Origin of the sequence: Rhodococcus indonesiensis, assembly GCF_047782815.1 — a bacterium.
Taxonomy (GTDB): domain Bacteria; phylum Actinomycetota; class Actinomycetes; order Mycobacteriales; family Mycobacteriaceae; genus Rhodococcus; species Rhodococcus indonesiensis.
Genome location: NZ_CP180630.1, coordinates 4,302,514 through 4,318,390, shown reverse-complemented (window position 1 = coordinate 4,318,390; position 15,877 = coordinate 4,302,514). Strand labels below are relative to the sequence as shown.

Below are 15,877 nucleotides of genomic sequence, written 5' to 3'. Positions count from 1 at the left end.
ACCCCCGTACGGGCCCCGGACCGATGGGGGTCTCGGCCCCCTTGGGCGGGGGACCGGCCGTTCGTAGCGTGAATCGCAGAACACCGACCTCAGGAGATGCGATGTCCACCAACGCTGTGCTCGACTTCATCCTCAGCCTGCTGCGCGACGAGGAGGCCCTCGCCCGCTACTGCGCGAACCCCGACGCCGCCCTGGCCCAGGCCGGACTGGCCGACGTGTGCCACGCCGACATCGTCGCCGTCGCACCCCTGGTCGCCGACAGCGGACTGTTCGCGGGCACGGCCGCCGAACTCACCGCGGCACTCGGCGGGGCGGCGGGCGCGGCCGGCGCCATCGGTGCCGGTGCGGCCGGAGGTCTCGCCGGCGGCCTGGCCGGCGGTGCGGGCCTCGGTCTCGCCGGCGGTGCCGGCCTCGGTCTCGCCGGTGCCGTCGGCGGTGGACTCGGCGGCGGGCTCGGCATCGACACCGACTTCGCGGCCGAGCTGGCCGCCGGTCTCACCGGCACGCTGGGTGCGGCGCTGGAACTCGGCGGCGAACTCGGTGCCGCACTCGGCGCGGCGTTCGGCGCGGCCCTCGGTGCGGGCGGTGCCCTCGGCGGCATCGGTTCCGGTGCCCTCGACCTGGCGGGCGACCTCGACCTGGGCGCGGTGCTCTCCGGTGCACTCGCCGGCGGCCTCGGACTCGATGCCGCAACCGGCGTCGTCGCCGATCTGGGCGCGGCGCTCGATGCGGCGCTCGGGGCGACGGCCGGTACGGCGCTCGACCTGTCCGGTGCGCTCGAAGCCGCCTTCGGGGTCGGTGGCGAGCTCGGTGGTCAGCTCGGTGGGGCGCTGGGCGGGCTGCTCGACACGGCACTCGCCGCGGGCGGTGACTTCTCCGCCGCCGTCGAGGCGGCACTCGCCGGGGGCGCGGATCTCGCGACGGCCGTCGGCGCGACCCTCGGCGGGGCGCTCGGCCTGGGCACCGAACTCACCGCCCAGCTCGGTGGCGCCCTCGACTCCGTCCTCGAGCTCGGAACCGGCCTCGCCGGTGGTCTGGACCTCGACGCCCTTACCGGCGTCACCGCCGGACTCGGTGCCTCGCTGTCTGCGCTGCTCGAGACCGGCGGCTCCGTCGCCGGTGATCTCGGCGGCACGCTCGGTGCCGTGCTCGAGGCCGGCGCCGACGGAGGGCTCGTCGGGGGCATCGACCTCGGCGCCCTCCTCGGCGGCGACGCCACCGGCGGCCTGGACCTCGGCACCGCGGTCGGCGGGCTGCTCGGCGGCGCACTCGGCCTCGAGAACTCTGCCACCCTCGAACTCGGCAACGCCCTCGACGTCGCGCTCGACCTGTCCACATCCGTCGAATCGAGTGCCGACGGCACCCTGTCCGCGGTGCTCGGCTCCGCGTTCTCCGTCGGCGGGGAGGCCGGCGCGAACCTCGGTTCCGCGCTCGGTGGCGTGCTCGAGGCGGGCCTCGGTGGCACCGTCGACTCCACCGCGGACCTCGGTTCGCAGCTGGCCACCGCTATCGGCGGCGGTCTGGGCGTCGACGCCGACCTGACGGGTCAGCTCGGTTACGCCCTCGACGGTGCGCTCGACCTCGGCGGGCAGCTCGCCGGCGGCGGCGAGGCGGCGGGCGATCTCGCCGGTGGTCTGAGCGGTGGCCTGGATACCGTCGCCGACCTCGGCGCCGGACTCGGTGGGGGCCTGACCGGCGGTCTCGGCGGGGCGGCCGGCCTGGGCGGGGAGCTGGCCGGTGGACTGACCGGTGGGCTCGACAGCGCTGCGGATCTGGGTGCGGGTCTCGGTGGGGGCCTGGCCGGTGGTCTCGACAGTGCCGCGGATCTGGGTGCGGGTCTCGGTGGGGGCCTGACCGGTGGTCTCGGCGGAGCGACCGACCTGGGTGGCGAGCTGACCGGTGGCCTGGACAGCGCGACCGACCTGGGCGGCAGCCTCGGCGCCGGACTCGAAGGCGCCGCGGGCGGCGCGTCGCAGCTCGGGGGCGCCGTCACCGGCGGTGTCGAGGGCGCCGTCACCGGCGGTATCGAGGGCGCCGCCGACGCCGGCGGCTCGCTCGGTGCCGGCCTCGGCGGTGCGGTCGAGAGCACCTCGCAGCTCGGCGGCCAGCTCTCGGGCACCGCCGACGGCGCGACCGGTGCCTGGTCGTCCATCGACGCCGGCGACGTCTTCGGCAGCGCCGGCGGCACCGGTGGCCTGTTCGGTTCCGCCGAAACCGGTGCCGACTTGCACGGTGGGATCGACGCCGGCGCCGGTGCGGACACCGACCCGGACTTCGACACCTTCCTCGGCTGATCCACTGCACGGACCCCGATGCCGGCCCCGCGTGCACCACGCGGGGCCGGCGTTCTTCGCAGAGGACATAATCTCGGTGCAGCCCGCACTCCGACAGAAGGCGAGTCGAAGCGATCACCATGCACACGTCCTCCGCAGATGCCGCCGCTCGCCGCGCGGCCCTCGTCGACCTGATCGACGCGGCCGCCGAACACATCCGCGCCGCCGAGCGCGGAGACCTCGCCACCAGGCTCGACGCGGCGCGCACCCGCGTCGTCGACCCACGCCTGCGGGTCGTCGTCGTCGGCCAGCTCAAACAGGGCAAGAGCCAGTTCGTGAACTCGCTCCTCAACCTCGAGGTGTGCTCGGTCGGCGACGACGAGACCACCGCCGTCCCCACCGTCGTGCAGAACGCGGACCGCACCTTCGCCGAACTCGTGCTCGCCGAGCCCGGCCGCGAGCCCGTCCGGGTGGACCTGCCCGTCGACGAGCTGCAGCGCGTCACGCCCGCCACGCCGCGCGCGGGTGGCCGCGAGGTGCTCCGCCTCGAGGTGAACGTGCCGAGCCCGCTGCTCGCCGACGGACTCGTCCTCGTCGACACGCCCGGTGTCGGTGGGCACGGAAACCCGCACGCCGCAGCGACATTGGGTCTACTGCCGGCGGCCGACGCGGTGTTCGTCGTCTCCGACGCCAGCCAGGAGTTCACCGAGCCGGAACTGAGCTTCCTGCGGCAGGTGCTGCAGCTGTGCCCGGCCGCGGCAGTGTTGATCACCAAGACGGACCTGTACCCGCACTGGCGCGAGATCGTCGCCGCGGACCGTGGGCACCTGCAGCGCGCGGACCTCGACGTGCCCCTGCTGCCCGTCTCGTCGCTGCTGCGCAGTCACGCCCTGCGCCTCGACGACGCGTCGCTGCACGAGGAGTCGGGCTTCGAATCGGTCTACGGATTCCTCCGCGAGCGGGTCGTCGCGCGCGGGGCCGACGTCGCCCGGCGTTCCGTCGCGCTGGACGTGAAGTCGGTCGTCGAGCACGTCGCCCTGAGCCTGGGCAGCGAGCTCGCGGCGCTGCGCGATCCCGAGACCGGTGCGGCGGCCGTCGCGGAACTGCAGCGGGCGAAGGCCGCCGCGGAGGCGCTGCGCACGCGGGCCGCCCAGTGGCAGCAGACCCTGGCCGACGGGATCGCCGACCTCGCCGCCGACATCGACCACGACCTGCGGGACCGGCTGCGCCGCGTCACCCGCGAGGCCGAAGCCACCGTCGACGAATGCGACCCGGGCGAGGAGTGGCCCCGGATCGGGGAATGGCTCGGGGAGCAGGTCGCCGAGTCCGTCGGCGACAACTTCGTGTGGGCCCACGAGCGTTCGGTGTGGCTCGCCGAGGTCGTCGCGGGGCACTTCGCCGACAGCGATGCCGTGGACCTGCCCGATCTGCACCTCGGCGACCTCGAGGGACTGCTCGAGCCCGTCTCCCGGCTCTCGGACCTCGAATCGGGCCGCATCGGTGTCGGCCAGAAGATGCTGGTGGGAATGAAGGGTTCCTACGGTGGAGTGCTCATGTTCGGGCTGATCACCACGCTCATGGGTATGGCCCTGGTCAACCCGATCTCCGTCGGTGCGGGAGTTGTGCTCGGCACCAAGGCCTATCGCGACGACAAGCAGGCACGCATCGCTAAGCGCCGCGCAGACGCCAAGATCGCCGTCCGCAAGTTCACCGACGACGTCGGGTTCCAGGTGGGCAAGGAGTCGAAGGACCGGCTCCGGCTGATCCAGCGCCAGCTGCGCGACCACTTCACCGAGCTGGCCGAGCAGACGTTGCGGTCGCTGTCGGAGTCGCTGCGCGCCGCGCAGGAGGCCGCGACGGTCGAGGAAGCGCAGCGGCAGCGTCGCGTCGCCGAACTCGAGACGCACGTGCGGGCGTTGACCACGCTGCGCGAACGGGCCGCACAGCTGGCCGGGGTCGACGCGTGAGTGTCGAGCAGGCCCGCGAACTCGTCGCGGCCGCGCGTGCCCGGTACGGAAGCGACCCGCGCGCCGCCGAGCAGCTTGCGCTGTGCGCGGCGCGGCTCGAACAGCCGCTGCGCGTCGCGCTCGCCGGATCGCTCAAGGCCGGCAAGTCGACGCTGCTCAACGCCCTCGTCGGACAGGACATCGCCCCCACCGATGCCACCGAGTGCACGCGCGTCGTCACGTGGTATCGCAGCGGCTCGACCCCCTCGGTGACCGCCCACTACGACGGCGACCGGATCCTGCCGGTGCCGGTGCAGCGCCGCGACGGCCGGCTCACCTTCGATCTCGGTGAGCTGACCGCGGACCGGGTGGACCGGATCGACGTCGAATGGCCGGCCAGTGCGCTGTCCCAGACCACGATCATCGACACACCGGGCACGTCGTCGCTGTCACAGGACGTCTCGGCCCGGACGTTCGAGCTGCTGACCCCCGACGACGACGCCTCCGGCGCCGACGCCGTCGTCTACCTCATGCGCACCCTCGGGGCCGCCGACGTGCAGTTCCTCGGCCGGATCGGCCAGCACGTGGGCGGCGAATCCGGCCCGCTCGGCGTGATCGGTGTGGTCTCGCGTGCCGACGAGGTCGGCGCGGGCCGGATGGACGCGATGATGTCGGCCAAGGAGGTGGCAGCCCGGTTCGCCGGCGAGCTCGAGCGCACCGGACTGTGCCAGGCCGTGGTGCCGGTCGCGGGGCTGCTCGCGCTGGGCGCGCGGACGTTGCGGCAGAGCGAGTTCGCCGCGTTCGAGGCGCTCGCGCAGGTGCCGTCGCAGGACCTCCAGGTGGCGATGCTGTCGGCGGATCGGTTCGCCCGTCCCGACATCGCGCTGCCCGTCGACCCGGGCACCCGGGCGCACCTCGTCGACCGGTTCGGCCTGTTCGGGATTCGCATGGCCGTCACGCTGATCGTTCTGGGCGTGCGGGACTCGCCGACGCTGGCCGCGGAACTGGTGGCGCGCAGCGGGCTCGACGAGCTGCGCCAGGTGATCGACGTGCAGTTCGGCCAGCGCGCCGATCAGCTCAAGGCCCATTCGGCGCTGATGTCGCTCGAACGGGTCCTGCGCGCCCACCACGACGGCCCTCTGCTCGCCTCCGTGCAGCGGCTGCTCGCCGACGTCCACGGTTTCACCGAGCTGCGCCTGCTCGGCCGTCTGCGCTCGACCCGGGTCACGCTGAGCGAGGACGACGTGCTCGAACTGCAGCGGCTGATCGGTGGTTTCGGTATCGGCCCGGCCCAGCGCCTGGGTCTCGCGCCGGATGCGACCGTCGCCGAGATCCACGCCGCGGGTGTCGCCGCCGTCCGCACCTGGCGCGCCCGCGCCGAGCACCCCCTGCTCGACCGGTTCACCGCGAACGCGTGCAGCGTGGCGGCCCGCAGCGGCGAGGGCATCCTCGCCGACGTCGCAGGCTGATGCGCGCGTCGGTGCCTCTTGCGCGCGTAAGAACCCGCGCAAGAGGCACTTTGGCGCGCAAGGCTCGTGGGCTTCAACGTCGCGCCCGCTGTGCCGCCTGTTCGAACCGCGCCTGCACGACATGGAAACGGAACAGATCCGGCCACGTCCACCGGATCACCTCCAAGCCGAGCTGCCGGATGGCGTCCTCCCGCAGCTTTTCCCGGCGGACGATCTCGGCGGTCACACCGGGCTCGTCGGCACCGTACTTTCCCATGCCGTCGAACTCGCCGGCGATTCCCTCCCAGTAGAAGTCGGTGCGCGCGACGAATCGGCCTTCGCCGGTCCGCAGCTCGTACTGCAACTGCGGCCGGGGCATCCCGATTTCGAGCATCCGCAGCCTGCTGAGGGATTCACCCGGGCTTTCGCTACGTCCGTCCAGGAAGGGCACCACCCGCCGGGCGGAGGCGACGCCGGCCTTCGTCCCCGCGGATGCCACCGCGGCGGACAGCGCGCCGGGGTCGACACGGCGCAGGCGCAGTGCCGAGTCGCCGATCACCGTGGCGCGGTCCCCGGGCAGGGTGCGGGCCAGATCGACGACGGTGCGGGCGGCGGAGGTGACCGGCAGTCCGTCGCACGTGGCGATCTCGTCGGCGGCACAGCCACCGACGTGGACGTGCAGGTGGGGGGTCCGGCGGCCGCCCGACGTGCGTCCGCGGGTGACGTGCACGCGGGAGAGGTCCACGTTCCACAGGTCGAAGCCGTGGAGGACGGCGGCCGAGACGTGGCTGAAGACCGCGTCGGCGTCCAGCGTGGGAGCCACGGCCTCCAGGCGCAGCCGATGCCGGTCCACGTCGTCGAGGCCGTCGGTCTCGTCCCGGCGAAGATAGATGCCCGGAGCGATCTTCCGTAGTCGTCCCGTTCGCAGGGCGTGGCGTAGTTCGGCAGGTGTGTGTCCGGAGGCGATCAGGGCCGCGCGCCGTAGTGGAGTCGGGTTGTTCATACCGGTCAGCGTGCGGTCTACCTCCGTCCGTGATGCGCGCTCAGCGCGCGTGCGGGCGGGATCTGTGGACGAAGCCGCCGGTTGTGGACAACTCCTTGCGCGCGTCGGTGCCTCTTGCGCGCGTAAGAACGAGCGCAAACGGCACTTTCGCGCGCGACGAGCGGTGAGGTCAGCGACGCCAGGCCGCGACGGCGCCGACGACGGTGAGCCCGGCCCACAGCAGGGGAGCCCACAGCAGGACGCCGGCGGTGGCGTCGCCGGCGTCGGCGAGGAGGCTGCGGGCGGCGACGGCCGTGGCGACGGTGGCGGCGGAGACGACGGCGAGCGCGGGGCGGGCCCAGGGCCGGCCGCGGCGCAGCAGTTCGAGGAAGACGGCGGCGAGCGCGACGAGGAGCAGGCCGGCGGCGGCGAAGCCGGCGAGGGTGAGGGCGACGGTGTCGGCGATGCTTTCGGCGGTGGTGCCGGGGTTGGCGCTGCGCAGGGACTGCTCGAGGGCGCCCCGGACGGATTCGCGGTCGAGGTAGACGGCGCCGAGGAGACCGGCGAAGACGACGAACGACAGGACCCAGGCCGAGACCGCGGCGCCGATGCGCGGGCCGGGGGTGTCGGCGGTGCGGAGCGGGGTGACCGAGAACTCCGGGCGCGGCGGCTGCGGACGTGTACTCACCCCGGGATCGTAGCTTCCGACATTTCGTGTGATGCGAATCACGGCGGGAACAACCTGCGGTGGTGTGCCGTTGGAGAAGGCAGACAACTTGAGCGACTATGACTCAACTTTGACTTGACTGGGGATTCCCGGCGGGTGCAAGCTTGAGTCGACTGCGCTCAGCTGAGTCGGATCGGCTCAGGTTGTGCATGAACACCCATGCGGCACGGACGTGCCGCAGCGAAGAATGGAGAAGCACTATGGCTCGTGCGGTCGGTATCGACCTCGGAACCACCAACTCCGTCGTTTCCGTGCTGGAGGGCGGCGAGCCCGTAGTCGTCGCGAACTCCGAGGGATCGCGCACCACCCCGTCGGTCGTGGCCTTCGCCAAGAACGGCGAGGTGCTGGTCGGCCAGCCTGCCAAGAACCAGGCGGTCACCAACGTCGATCGCACCATCCGTTCGGTCAAGCGCCACATCGGCACCGACTGGAGCGTGGAGATCGATGGCAAGAAGTACACCTCCCAGGAGATCAGCGCGCGCACGCTCATGAAGCTCAAGCGCGACGCCGAGGCCTACCTCGGTGAGGAGATCACCGACGCCGTCATCACCGTCCCCGCCTACTTCGAGGACGCGCAGCGCCAGGCCACCAAGGAGGCCGGGCAGATCGCCGGTCTGAACGTGCTGCGCATCGTCAACGAGCCCACGGCTGCCGCCCTCGCCTACGGCTTGGACAAGGGCGAGAAGGAACAGACCATCCTGGTCTTCGACCTCGGCGGCGGCACCTTCGACGTGTCCCTGCTCGAGATCGGCGACGGCGTCGTCGAGGTCCGCGCGACCTCCGGAGACAACCACCTCGGCGGTGACGACTGGGATCAGCGCGTCGTCGACTGGCTGGTCGAGAAGTTCAAGGCGCAGCACGGCGTCGACCTGACCAAGGACAAGATGGCCCTGCAGCGTCTGCGCGAGGCCGCGGAGAAGGCGAAGATCGAGCTGTCGAGCTCGCAGTCGACGTCGATCAACCTCCCGTACATCACGGTCGACGCGGACAAGAACCCGCTGTTCCTCGACGAGCAGCTCTCGCGCAGCGAGTTCCAGAAGATCACCTCCGATCTCCTCGACCGCACCCGCGCGCCGTTCCAGCAGGTCATCAAGGACGCCGGCATCTCCGTCAAGGACATCGACCACGTCGTCCTGGTCGGCGGCTCGACCCGTATGCCCGCCGTCACCGACCTGGTACGCGAACTGACCGGTGGCCGTGAGCCCAACAAGGGCGTGAACCCGGACGAGGTCGTCGCCGTCGGCGCCGCCCTCCAGGCCGGCGTCCTCAAGGGCGAGGTCAAGGACGTGCTGCTGCTCGACGTCACCCCGCTGTCCCTCGGCATCGAGACCAAGGGCGGCGTGATGACCAAGCTCATCGAGCGCAACACCACCATCCCGACCAAGCGGTCGGAGACCTTCACCACGGCCGACGACAACCAGCCCTCGGTGCAGATCCAGGTCTTCCAGGGTGAGCGCGAGATCGCGGCGCACAACAAGCTGCTCGGCTCGTTCGAACTCGGAGGCATCGCCCCGGCTCCGCGCGGCGTCCCCCAGATCGAGGTGACCTTCGACATCGACGCCAACGGCATCGTGCACGTCACCGCGAAGGACAAGGGCACCGGCAAGGAGAACACGATCAAGATCCAGGAGGGCTCCGGCCTCTCCAAGGAGGAGATCGACCGGATGATCAAGGACGCCGAGGCGCACGCCGAGGAGGACCGCAAGCGTCGCGAGGAGGCCGAGGTCCGCAACCAGGCCGAGTCGCTCGTGCACCAGACCGAGAAGTTCCTGCAGGAGAACGCGGACAAGGTCGCTGCCGACGCCAAGGGCAAGGTCGAGGCCGCGATCAAGGAGACCAAGGACGCCCTCGCCGGCACCGACATCGGTGCGGTGAAGACCGCCGTCGAGAAGCTCGCGACGGAGTCGCAGGCCCTCGGTCAGTCCCTGTACGAGTCGCAGGCCGCCGACGCGGGTGCTGCCGCCGGTGACGGCGCGGCTGCGGGCTCGGACGACGTCGTCGACGCCGAGGTCGTCGACGAGCCGACCGACTCGGAGAAGAAGTGACGGCGGGGCAGCCCGAGCAGGAGCCGGTGACCGTCACCGACAAGCGTCGGATCGACCCCGACACCTTCGAGGTGCGCGACCCGGACGCCGGGTCGCAGCCTGTGGAGGAGGCGGACACCGAAGCTCCGGCTGCGGGAGAACACGAGGAGGCCGCGCTCGCGGCCGAGCCGTCGCCCGAATCGGCTCAGCTGGCCGAGCGCACCGCGGACCTGCAGCGCCTCACCGCCGAGTACGCCAACTACCGGCGTCGCGTGGAGCGCGAGCGGGTGGCCACGACCGAGGCGGCCAAGGCCTCGGTGGTCACCCAGCTGCTCGACGTCGTGGACGACCTCGACCGGGCCCGCGCGCACGGCGACCTCGAGCAGGGGCCGCTGAAGTCGGTGGCGGACAAGCTGACCGGCGTCCTGTCGGGCCTGGGGCTCCAGGCCTTCGGTGACCCGGGCGACGCCTTCGACCCGGAGATCCACGAGGCCGTGCACATGGAGGGCGACGGCGCCAATCCGGTGCTCGACACGGTGCTGCGCAAGGGATACCGGCTCGGTGAGCGGATCCTGCGGCACGCGATGGTGACCGTGACGGACACGGTCCCGTCGGGCGACGCACCGGCCGAAAAGCCGGACTCCGGTGCGGACAACGAGTAAGTACAGAGAAGCAGCGAGAGGAGGAGACACCCGGTGAGCCAGAGGGAGTGGATCGAGAAGGACTTCTACAAGGAGCTGGGTGTCTCCTCCGACGCGTCGGCCGACGACATCAAGAAGGCCTACCGCAAGCTGGCACGGGACCTGCATCCCGACGCCAACCCCGGGGACACCAAGACGGAGGAGCGCTTCAAGGCGGTCAGCGAGGCGTACGCCGTGCTGTCCGATCCGGCCAGGCGCAAGGAATACGACGAGACCCGCCAGATGTTCGCCTCCGGCGGCTTCGGCGGCGGGTTCCGTCCCGGTGCCGGTAGCGGCGGGTTCTCCGGCGGTACCACCACCTTCGATCTCGGCGACCTGTTCGGTGGCGGGGGTGGTGGGGCCGGCGACGCCGGTCTCGGCGATCTGTTCGGCGGTCTGTTCAACCGCGGCGGCGGTGGAGGCGCGCGCGCCACGTCGCGACCCCGTCGCGGGTCGGACGTGGACGCCGAGACGACGCTGGACTTCCGCGACGCAGCGCTCGGGGTGACCGTCCCGCTGCGGCTGACCAACCCGGCGCCGTGCACCACCTGCCACGGCAGCGGTGCCCGTCCCGGCACCAGCCCGCGGGTGTGCCCGCGCTGCAACGGAAGTGGCATCGTCTCGCGCAACCAGGGTGCGTTCGGATTCTCCGAACCGTGCGACGACTGCCGGGGCACCGGTTCGATCATCGACGAGCCGTGCACCGACTGCCGCGGGTCCGGTGTCCAGAACCGCACCCGCACCATCACGGTGCGGATCCCACCCGGGGTCCGGGACGGCCAGCGCATCCGGCTGGCCGGCCAGGGCGAGGCGGGACTGCGCGGCGCGCCGTCCGGTGACCTGTTCGTCACCGTGCACGTCCGCGCCGACAAGGTCTTCGGCCGCGACGGCGACGACCTGACGCTGGTCCTGCCGGTCAGCTACGGCGAACTGGTGCTCGGCACCACCGTCTCGGTTCCCACGCTGGAGGGACGGGTCGGGCTGAAGATCCCGGCCGGCACCGCCGACGGGCGGGTGCTGCGGGTGCGCGGGCGCGGCGTCCCGAAGCGCGGGGGCGGCGCCGGTGATCTGCTGGTGACGGTCAAGGTGGCTGTGCCCCAGCATCTGGACGATCAGGCGATCGAAGCGCTGCGGGCGTACATGCACGCGGAGCAGGCGAACGGCTTCGATCCACGGGCGGGCTGGGCAGGTGCATGATGAGCGAGAACCGCAACCGGAACGATTCGCCGATGGACCCCGACGCCCGGGTCTACGTGATCTCGGTGGCGGCGGAACTGGCCGGCATGCACGCGCAGACACTGCGCAACTACGACCGGCTCGGTCTGGTCACCCCGCACCGCACCCGCGGTGGTGGACGCCGTTACTCGCCCCGCGACGTGGCGCTGCTGCGTGAGGTGCAGCGCCTGTCGCAGGACGAGGGCGTGAACCTCGCGGGCATCAAGCGGATCATCGAGCTGACCAATCAGGTCGAGGCCCTGCAGCAGCGGGTGACGGAAATGGCAGCCGAGATCGCGCAGCTGCACGCGTCGCGCCGGGCGCTGGTGCCGATACCGCGCAGCAACGCGCTGGTGGTCTGGAAGCCGAAGCACCAGCGCGACAGGTAGCCCCGGTCAGCCCCTGCATTCACCCGATACCGTTGTGGCCGAATGTCACATCGCGTCGATTCGATCGACGCGATGTGACATTCGGTCGTTACGCGGTGCGGACGTTCGGCTGTCAGGTGGGGTCCTGAAGCGACACCGAGTAGTGCGCGCACATGTGCGGGAAGCGCCGGTCGATCTGCGTGTGGACGACGTATCCCTCGTCCGGTTCGATGCGGGTGCCGTCGACGCTGCTGTCGCCGTACCGGTACGTCTGGGCGAGGAAGATCGCGCGGGCGCCGCCGGGTAGTGAATACGTCAACCGGATCCCGATCCCGAGGTCGTCGCCGGTGCTCGCGGCGACGGTCGCGGCTTCGCCGGGCCGCAGCGACGGCGGCGGTGGAAGAACCCACCGGCCCTCGGGCAACGCGCTGTCGCGCAGCACCATCGGCTCGCTCGTGTCGTTCCTGATGGTGAGTGCGATGCTGGGGCACGCGACCGGGTTGCGGGTGTGCATCGGATGCTCGGGACCCTCCTGCTCGGGGATGCCCCAACTATGCGCCGCTTCCCGGCGCCGGTCTGTCCCCCGACGGGATGCGGCGAGGAGGAATTCCCGTGTCCCCCGACCGGGGGACACGGAAAGCGTGCCCGTGCCACGATGAGGTATGCCCGTGCGCGTGGTGGTCGGCGACGACCACCCCCTGTTCCGCGACGGGGTGGTGCGGGCATTGTCCGGCAGCGAACGGATCGAGGTGATCGGCGAGTCCGGGGACGGTGCCGCCGCCCTGGATCTGATCCGCACCCACCGGCCGGACGTCGCCCTGCTCGACTACCGCATGCCGCACCTCGACGGTGCCGCGGTGGCGGCCGCCGTCCGGCGCGACGGGTTGCCCACGCGGGTGCTGCTGCTGTCCGCGCACGACGACGCCGCGATCGTCTATCACGCGCTGCAGGAGGGCGCGTGCGGATTCCTGCCCAAGGAGTCGACGCGCGCCGAGATCGTCGCGGCGGTGCTCGACTGCGCGGACGGCCGCGACGTGCTGGCCCCGGAGCTGGCCTCCGGGCTGGTCGCGGAGGTGCGCCGGCGCAGCGAACCGTCCGGGCCCGCGCTCAGCGACCGGGAACGGCAGGTGCTGACGATGATCGCCCAGGGCCGGTCCGTTCCGTCGATCGCGGCGCAGCTGTACCTGGCGCCGTCGACGGTGAAGACGCACGTGCAGCGCCTCTACGAGAAGCTCGGCGTATCCGATCGGGCCGCGGCGGTGGCGGAGGCGATGCGCCGGGGAATGCTCGAGTGAGCGACCGGGACGCCGCGGTCGGGGACTACTCCGGCGACACGGTCCGTTGGGTGGCGATGCTGCGGCTGCCGCTGATCGCGCTCATGGCCCTGGTGGGCCCGGTGATCGTGGTGGCGCACTGGCTGCCCGTCCTGTTCCTGACCGTCCTCACCGGCTACGCCCTCGCGGCGCTCGGGTGGCTCGTTCTGGTGCTCCGCGGGCCCGTCCGGCATTCGTGGTGGGCTCCCACGCTGGTCGACATCGTCGCGCTGCTCGGCCTGTGTGCCGCCTCCGGTGGTGCGACGTCGGTGCTCCTGCCGGTGTTCTTCCTGCTGCCCGTCACCGTCACGTTCCTGCACCGGCCCTGGTGGACGGCGGCGGTCGGCGTCGCCACCGCCACAGGCTTCCTGCTCGTGTGGTTGTTCTACGCGGTCCGGGACGACGGTGTCGATCTGCCCGCGGTGGTGTACCTCTACTTCGGTTTCATGGTGTGGCTGGCTGCCGCGATGACCGGTCTGTCCGTGGTGCTCGCGCACCGGGCGGACGCGGTCGCCGCGCTGCTGGCCACGCGGCGACGGCTCGTCACCGAGGCCCTCGACGCGGAGAGCCGCGAACGGCAGTTGCTCGCCGAACAACTGCACGACGGTCCGCTGCAGAACGTGCTCGCCGCCCGCCTGGACGTGGAGGAGGCCGGCGAGCGGCGTCCCGACGACGCGCTGCTCGCCGCGGACACCGCGCTGCGCGAGGCCGCCCGGCAGTTGCGCTCGACCGTGACGACGCTGCACCCGCAGGTGCTGTCGCAGCTCGGGCTCGCCACGGCGCTGCGCGAGCTGGCCGAGCAGAGCGCCCGACGCGGCGGGTTCGCCGTCGACGTCGTCGTCGACGGGTCCTTCCCGCGCGAGGAGACGCTGCTGTTCTCCGTGGCGAGGGAGTTGCTCGGAAACGTCGTCAAGCATGCGAAGGCGACGTCGGTGCGGGTGCGGCTGGTGCGCCGCGGCCCCGACATGGTGCTCGAGGTGGCCGACGACGGCTGCGGGTTCGACCCGGCGACGCTTCCCGACCGGGTCGGGCAGGGACACATCGGACTGGCATCGCACGTGCTGCGCGTCGAGTCGGTCGGCGGTACCGCCGTGGTGCGGTCGGCGCCCGGCGACGGGACGACGGTGGTCGTCACCGTCCCGGCCACCGAGCCCGACGGCGCGGCCCTCAGGCCGGGACGAGCCCGCTGACCTGGGCCAGCAGTTCGAGCGAGCGCAGCCACGCCTTGCGGCCCGGCGCCGAGGACACGACGATCAGTTCGTCGGCCTGCGCGCGCTCGGTGAAGCGGTCGAGATAGTCGCGCACCTCGCCCGGGGTACCGACGGCGGTGTAGCGCAGCATCTGCAGCACCTGCTGCCCGGCGGGGGCGTCGAGCAGCATCTCGACCTCCTCGTCGGTGAACGTGCGGCCCCGGCCGAGCATCTGCCGGATGCGCTGCCGCTTGGTGGCCTCGAACAGGGCGTCTGCCTCGTCCGTGGTGTCCGCGGCGATCACGCCGACGCCCGCGACGACGTACGGCTCGGACAGTTGCTCGGACGGCTGGAACTCGCGCCGGTACAGCGCGACGGCGTCCTCGAGCGCCTGCGGCGCGAAGTGCGACGCGAACGCGTACGGAAGACCGAGCAGCGCGGCGAGTTTCGCCCCGAACAGCGACGAGCCGAGGATGTACAGCGGCACGTTCGTGCCCTTGCCGGGGACGGCGTCGACGCCCGGGATGCGGGACTGCCCGCGCAGGTAGGCCTGCAGCTCGAGCACGTCCTGCGGGAAGCTGTCGGCCGACGACGGGTCGCGGCGCAACGCCCGCAGCGTGTTCTGGTCGCTGCCGGGGGCGCGACCGAGACCGAGGTCGATGCGACCCGGGTGCAGGGTCTCGAGGGTGCCGAACTGCTCGGCGATGGTCAGCGGCGAATGGTTGGGCAGCATGATGCCCCCGGCGCCGAGCCGGATTGTGGAGGTGTGCGCGGCGACGTGCGCGATCAGCACGCTGGTGGCCGACGACGCGATGGTCGGCATGTTGTGGTGTTCGGCGTACCAGATGCGGTGGTAGCCCCATTGCTCGGCGCGCTGCGCCATGTCCACGCTCGCGGCGAAGCTGTCGCGCGCGGTTTCGCCACGGCCGATGTGAGCCAGGTCGAGAATCGATAGTGGTGTGGTCACCGGGATCCTTCGCGTGTCCGGGGCCCGGTGTCGGGATCCGGGCACACGACCGGTCCAACCACCCCGGCCGGTCCGCTATTCCGTGACGTGCGCCTCGTCGCCGGTCACCGCACCGGGTTCACGTCGGTGGCGGTCTCCGCGTCGAGGATCGCCTCGGTCGTGTACCGCCCGAAGCCGCCGCGGTAGAACAGCAGCGGGCCGTCGTCGTGCAGCGCGGTGAGCCCGGTGACGCGGGCGACGACGATGGTGTGGTCCCCGGCGTCGTGCTCGGCCTCGACCACCGCCTCGATCCGGGCCAGGGCGCCCGCGAGCGCGGGTGCGCCGTTGTCCCCGCGCGTCCAGTCCACGCCGGTGAACTTGTCGCCGCCGCTGACGGCGAACGCCATGCACGTATCGCGCTGGTCGTGGGACAGGACGTTGATCGCGAGGGTGCCGATCTCCCGGATTTTCGGCCAGGTCTGCGACGTGCGGGCGGGGCAGAACGACACGAGCGGTGGATCCAGCGACACCGACGCGAACGACTGGCACGCGAATCCCAGCGGTTCACGGCCGTCGTGGCCGGTCACGACGGTGACGCCGGTGCAGAAGTTGCCCAGCACGTCGCGCATGGTCCGGGGATCGAGCACCGTGTGTTCCGCGGCCATCGAGGCTCCTCTCGGGTAGGTCTGTGTCCAGTGTCCGTCATGCCGGTGCGTGCGATGCAAATCGCTCCCGGTCGGCGGGAGCGCGACGGCGGTGACCGGT

Annotated in this window: 14 protein-coding genes; 9 read left to right on the top strand and 5 right to left on the bottom strand. The window is 71.8% G+C overall.

The features are described from left to right. Positions 1 to 101 precede the first annotated feature (101 nt). From ACM26Y_RS19830 to ACM26Y_RS19820, 3 genes are all read left to right on the top strand, one after another. A complete protein-coding gene (locus ACM26Y_RS19830; RefSeq protein WP_416061677.1) occupies positions 102 to 2,294 on the top strand; it encodes an IniB N-terminal domain-containing protein in 2,193 nt (730 codons plus the stop codon). Between the two features lie 119 nt (positions 2,295 to 2,413). After that, positions 2,414 to 4,240: a dynamin family protein gene (locus ACM26Y_RS19825; protein ID WP_416061676.1), complete on the top strand. Its 1,827-nt coding sequence runs from the start codon at positions 2,414 to 2,416 to the stop codon at positions 4,238 to 4,240. Further along, positions 4,237 to 5,688 (top strand): dynamin family protein, encoded by a 1,452-nt coding sequence (locus tag ACM26Y_RS19820; protein ID WP_416061675.1) that lies wholly within the window; start codon positions 4,237 to 4,239, stop codon positions 5,686 to 5,688. The genes ACM26Y_RS19825 and ACM26Y_RS19820 overlap by 4 nt, the downstream gene beginning before the upstream one ends. A 73-nt stretch (positions 5,689 to 5,761) precedes the next feature. Here ACM26Y_RS19820 and ACM26Y_RS19815 read toward each other — a convergent pair whose 3' ends face one another. Together ACM26Y_RS19815 and ACM26Y_RS19810 are read right to left on the bottom strand one after the other, a co-directional pair. Beyond that, positions 5,762 to 6,670 carry a type IV toxin-antitoxin system AbiEi family antitoxin domain-containing protein gene (locus tag ACM26Y_RS19815; RefSeq protein WP_416061674.1) on the bottom strand — a complete coding sequence of 303 codons (909 nt, stop codon included), beginning with the start codon at positions 6,668 to 6,670 and terminating at the stop codon, positions 5,762 to 5,764. 169 nt (positions 6,671 to 6,839) lie between these two features. Beyond that, positions 6,840 to 7,337 carry a hypothetical protein gene (locus tag ACM26Y_RS19810; RefSeq protein WP_416061673.1) on the bottom strand — a complete coding sequence of 166 codons (498 nt, stop codon included), beginning with the start codon at positions 7,335 to 7,337 and terminating at the stop codon, positions 6,840 to 6,842. Positions 7,338 to 7,576: 239 nt separating this feature from the next. On the opposite strand from ACM26Y_RS19810, the gene dnaK reads away from it, so the two are divergent. Genes dnaK through ACM26Y_RS19790 form a run of 4 tightly spaced genes read left to right on the top strand, consistent with a single transcriptional unit; the run spans position 7,577 to position 11,684 of the window. After that, complete coding sequence (dnaK, locus tag ACM26Y_RS19805) at positions 7,577 to 9,421, top strand: molecular chaperone DnaK (RefSeq protein WP_003938409.1); 1,845 nt, start codon at positions 7,577 to 7,579, stop codon at positions 9,419 to 9,421. Then, a complete protein-coding gene (gene grpE, locus ACM26Y_RS19800) occupies positions 9,418 to 10,062 on the top strand; it encodes a nucleotide exchange factor GrpE (protein ID WP_289379443.1) in 645 nt (214 codons plus the stop codon). Before dnaK ends, grpE begins: the two co-directional genes overlap by 4 nt. A 33-nt stretch (positions 10,063 to 10,095) precedes the next feature. Continuing rightward, positions 10,096 to 11,277 carry a molecular chaperone DnaJ gene (dnaJ, locus tag ACM26Y_RS19795; protein WP_054372657.1) on the top strand — a complete coding sequence of 394 codons (1,182 nt, stop codon included), beginning with the start codon at positions 10,096 to 10,098 and terminating at the stop codon, positions 11,275 to 11,277. Then, the gene (locus tag ACM26Y_RS19790) at positions 11,277 to 11,684 is read left to right on the top strand and encodes a heat shock protein transcriptional repressor HspR (protein ID WP_003938406.1); all 408 of its coding nucleotides are present in this window, start codon (positions 11,277 to 11,279) and stop codon (positions 11,682 to 11,684) included. The genes dnaJ and ACM26Y_RS19790 overlap by 1 nt, the downstream gene beginning before the upstream one ends. 112 nt (positions 11,685 to 11,796) lie before the next feature. Here the strand turns inward: ACM26Y_RS19790 and ACM26Y_RS19785 are convergent, their stop codons facing one another. Further along, positions 11,797 to 12,177 (bottom strand): hypothetical protein, encoded by a 381-nt coding sequence (locus ACM26Y_RS19785; protein ID WP_416061672.1) that lies wholly within the window; start codon positions 12,175 to 12,177, stop codon positions 11,797 to 11,799. 148 nt (positions 12,178 to 12,325) lie between these two features. Between ACM26Y_RS19785 and ACM26Y_RS19780 the strand changes: the two genes are divergently transcribed. Both ACM26Y_RS19780 and ACM26Y_RS19775 read left to right on the top strand, forming a co-directional pair. Beyond that, positions 12,326 to 12,958, top strand: coding sequence for a response regulator (locus ACM26Y_RS19780; RefSeq protein ID WP_010593252.1), 633 nt, complete (start codon positions 12,326 to 12,328; stop codon positions 12,956 to 12,958). After that, positions 12,955 to 14,166, top strand: coding sequence for a sensor histidine kinase (locus ACM26Y_RS19775; RefSeq protein WP_416061671.1), 1,212 nt, complete (start codon positions 12,955 to 12,957; stop codon positions 14,164 to 14,166). The genes ACM26Y_RS19780 and ACM26Y_RS19775 overlap by 4 nt, the downstream gene beginning before the upstream one ends. Here the strand turns inward: ACM26Y_RS19775 and ACM26Y_RS19770 are convergent. Both ACM26Y_RS19770 and ACM26Y_RS19765 read right to left on the bottom strand, forming a co-directional pair. After that, complete coding sequence (locus ACM26Y_RS19770; RefSeq protein WP_054372660.1) at positions 14,144 to 15,133, bottom strand: LLM class flavin-dependent oxidoreductase; 990 nt, start codon at positions 15,131 to 15,133, stop codon at positions 14,144 to 14,146. The two genes, ACM26Y_RS19775 and ACM26Y_RS19770, sit on opposite strands and share 23 nt — an antisense overlap. 104 nt (positions 15,134 to 15,237) lie before the next feature. Beyond that, positions 15,238 to 15,777, bottom strand: coding sequence for a flavin reductase family protein (locus ACM26Y_RS19765; protein ID WP_003938401.1), 540 nt, complete (start codon positions 15,775 to 15,777; stop codon positions 15,238 to 15,240). Between the last annotated feature and the right edge of the window lie 100 nt (positions 15,778 to 15,877).

What these genes read in the sequence shown, in the direction of transcription:
- ACM26Y_RS19780 (WP_010593252.1), top strand. Translation starts at nt 12,326, where the DNA reads ATGCCCGTGCGCGTGGTGGTCGGCGACGACCACCCCCTGTTCCGCGAC.
- ACM26Y_RS19830 (WP_416061677.1), top strand. Translation starts at nt 102, where the DNA reads ATGTCCACCAACGCTGTGCTCGACTTCATCCTCAGCCTGCTGCGCGAC.
- ACM26Y_RS19765 (WP_003938401.1), bottom strand. Translation starts at nt 15,777, where the DNA reads ATGGCCGCGGAACACACGGTGCTCGATCCCCGGACCATGCGCGACGTG.
- ACM26Y_RS19815 (WP_416061674.1), bottom strand. Translation starts at nt 6,670, where the DNA reads ATGAACAACCCGACTCCACTACGGCGCGCGGCCCTGATCGCCTCCGGA.
- dnaK (WP_003938409.1), top strand. Translation starts at nt 7,577, where the DNA reads ATGGCTCGTGCGGTCGGTATCGACCTCGGAACCACCAACTCCGTCGTT.
- ACM26Y_RS19790 (WP_003938406.1), top strand. Translation starts at nt 11,277, where the DNA reads ATGAGCGAGAACCGCAACCGGAACGATTCGCCGATGGACCCCGACGCC.
- ACM26Y_RS19785 (WP_416061672.1), bottom strand. Translation starts at nt 12,177, where the DNA reads ATGCACACCCGCAACCCGGTCGCGTGCCCCAGCATCGCACTCACCATC.
- ACM26Y_RS19825 (WP_416061676.1), top strand. Translation starts at nt 2,414, where the DNA reads ATGCACACGTCCTCCGCAGATGCCGCCGCTCGCCGCGCGGCCCTCGTC.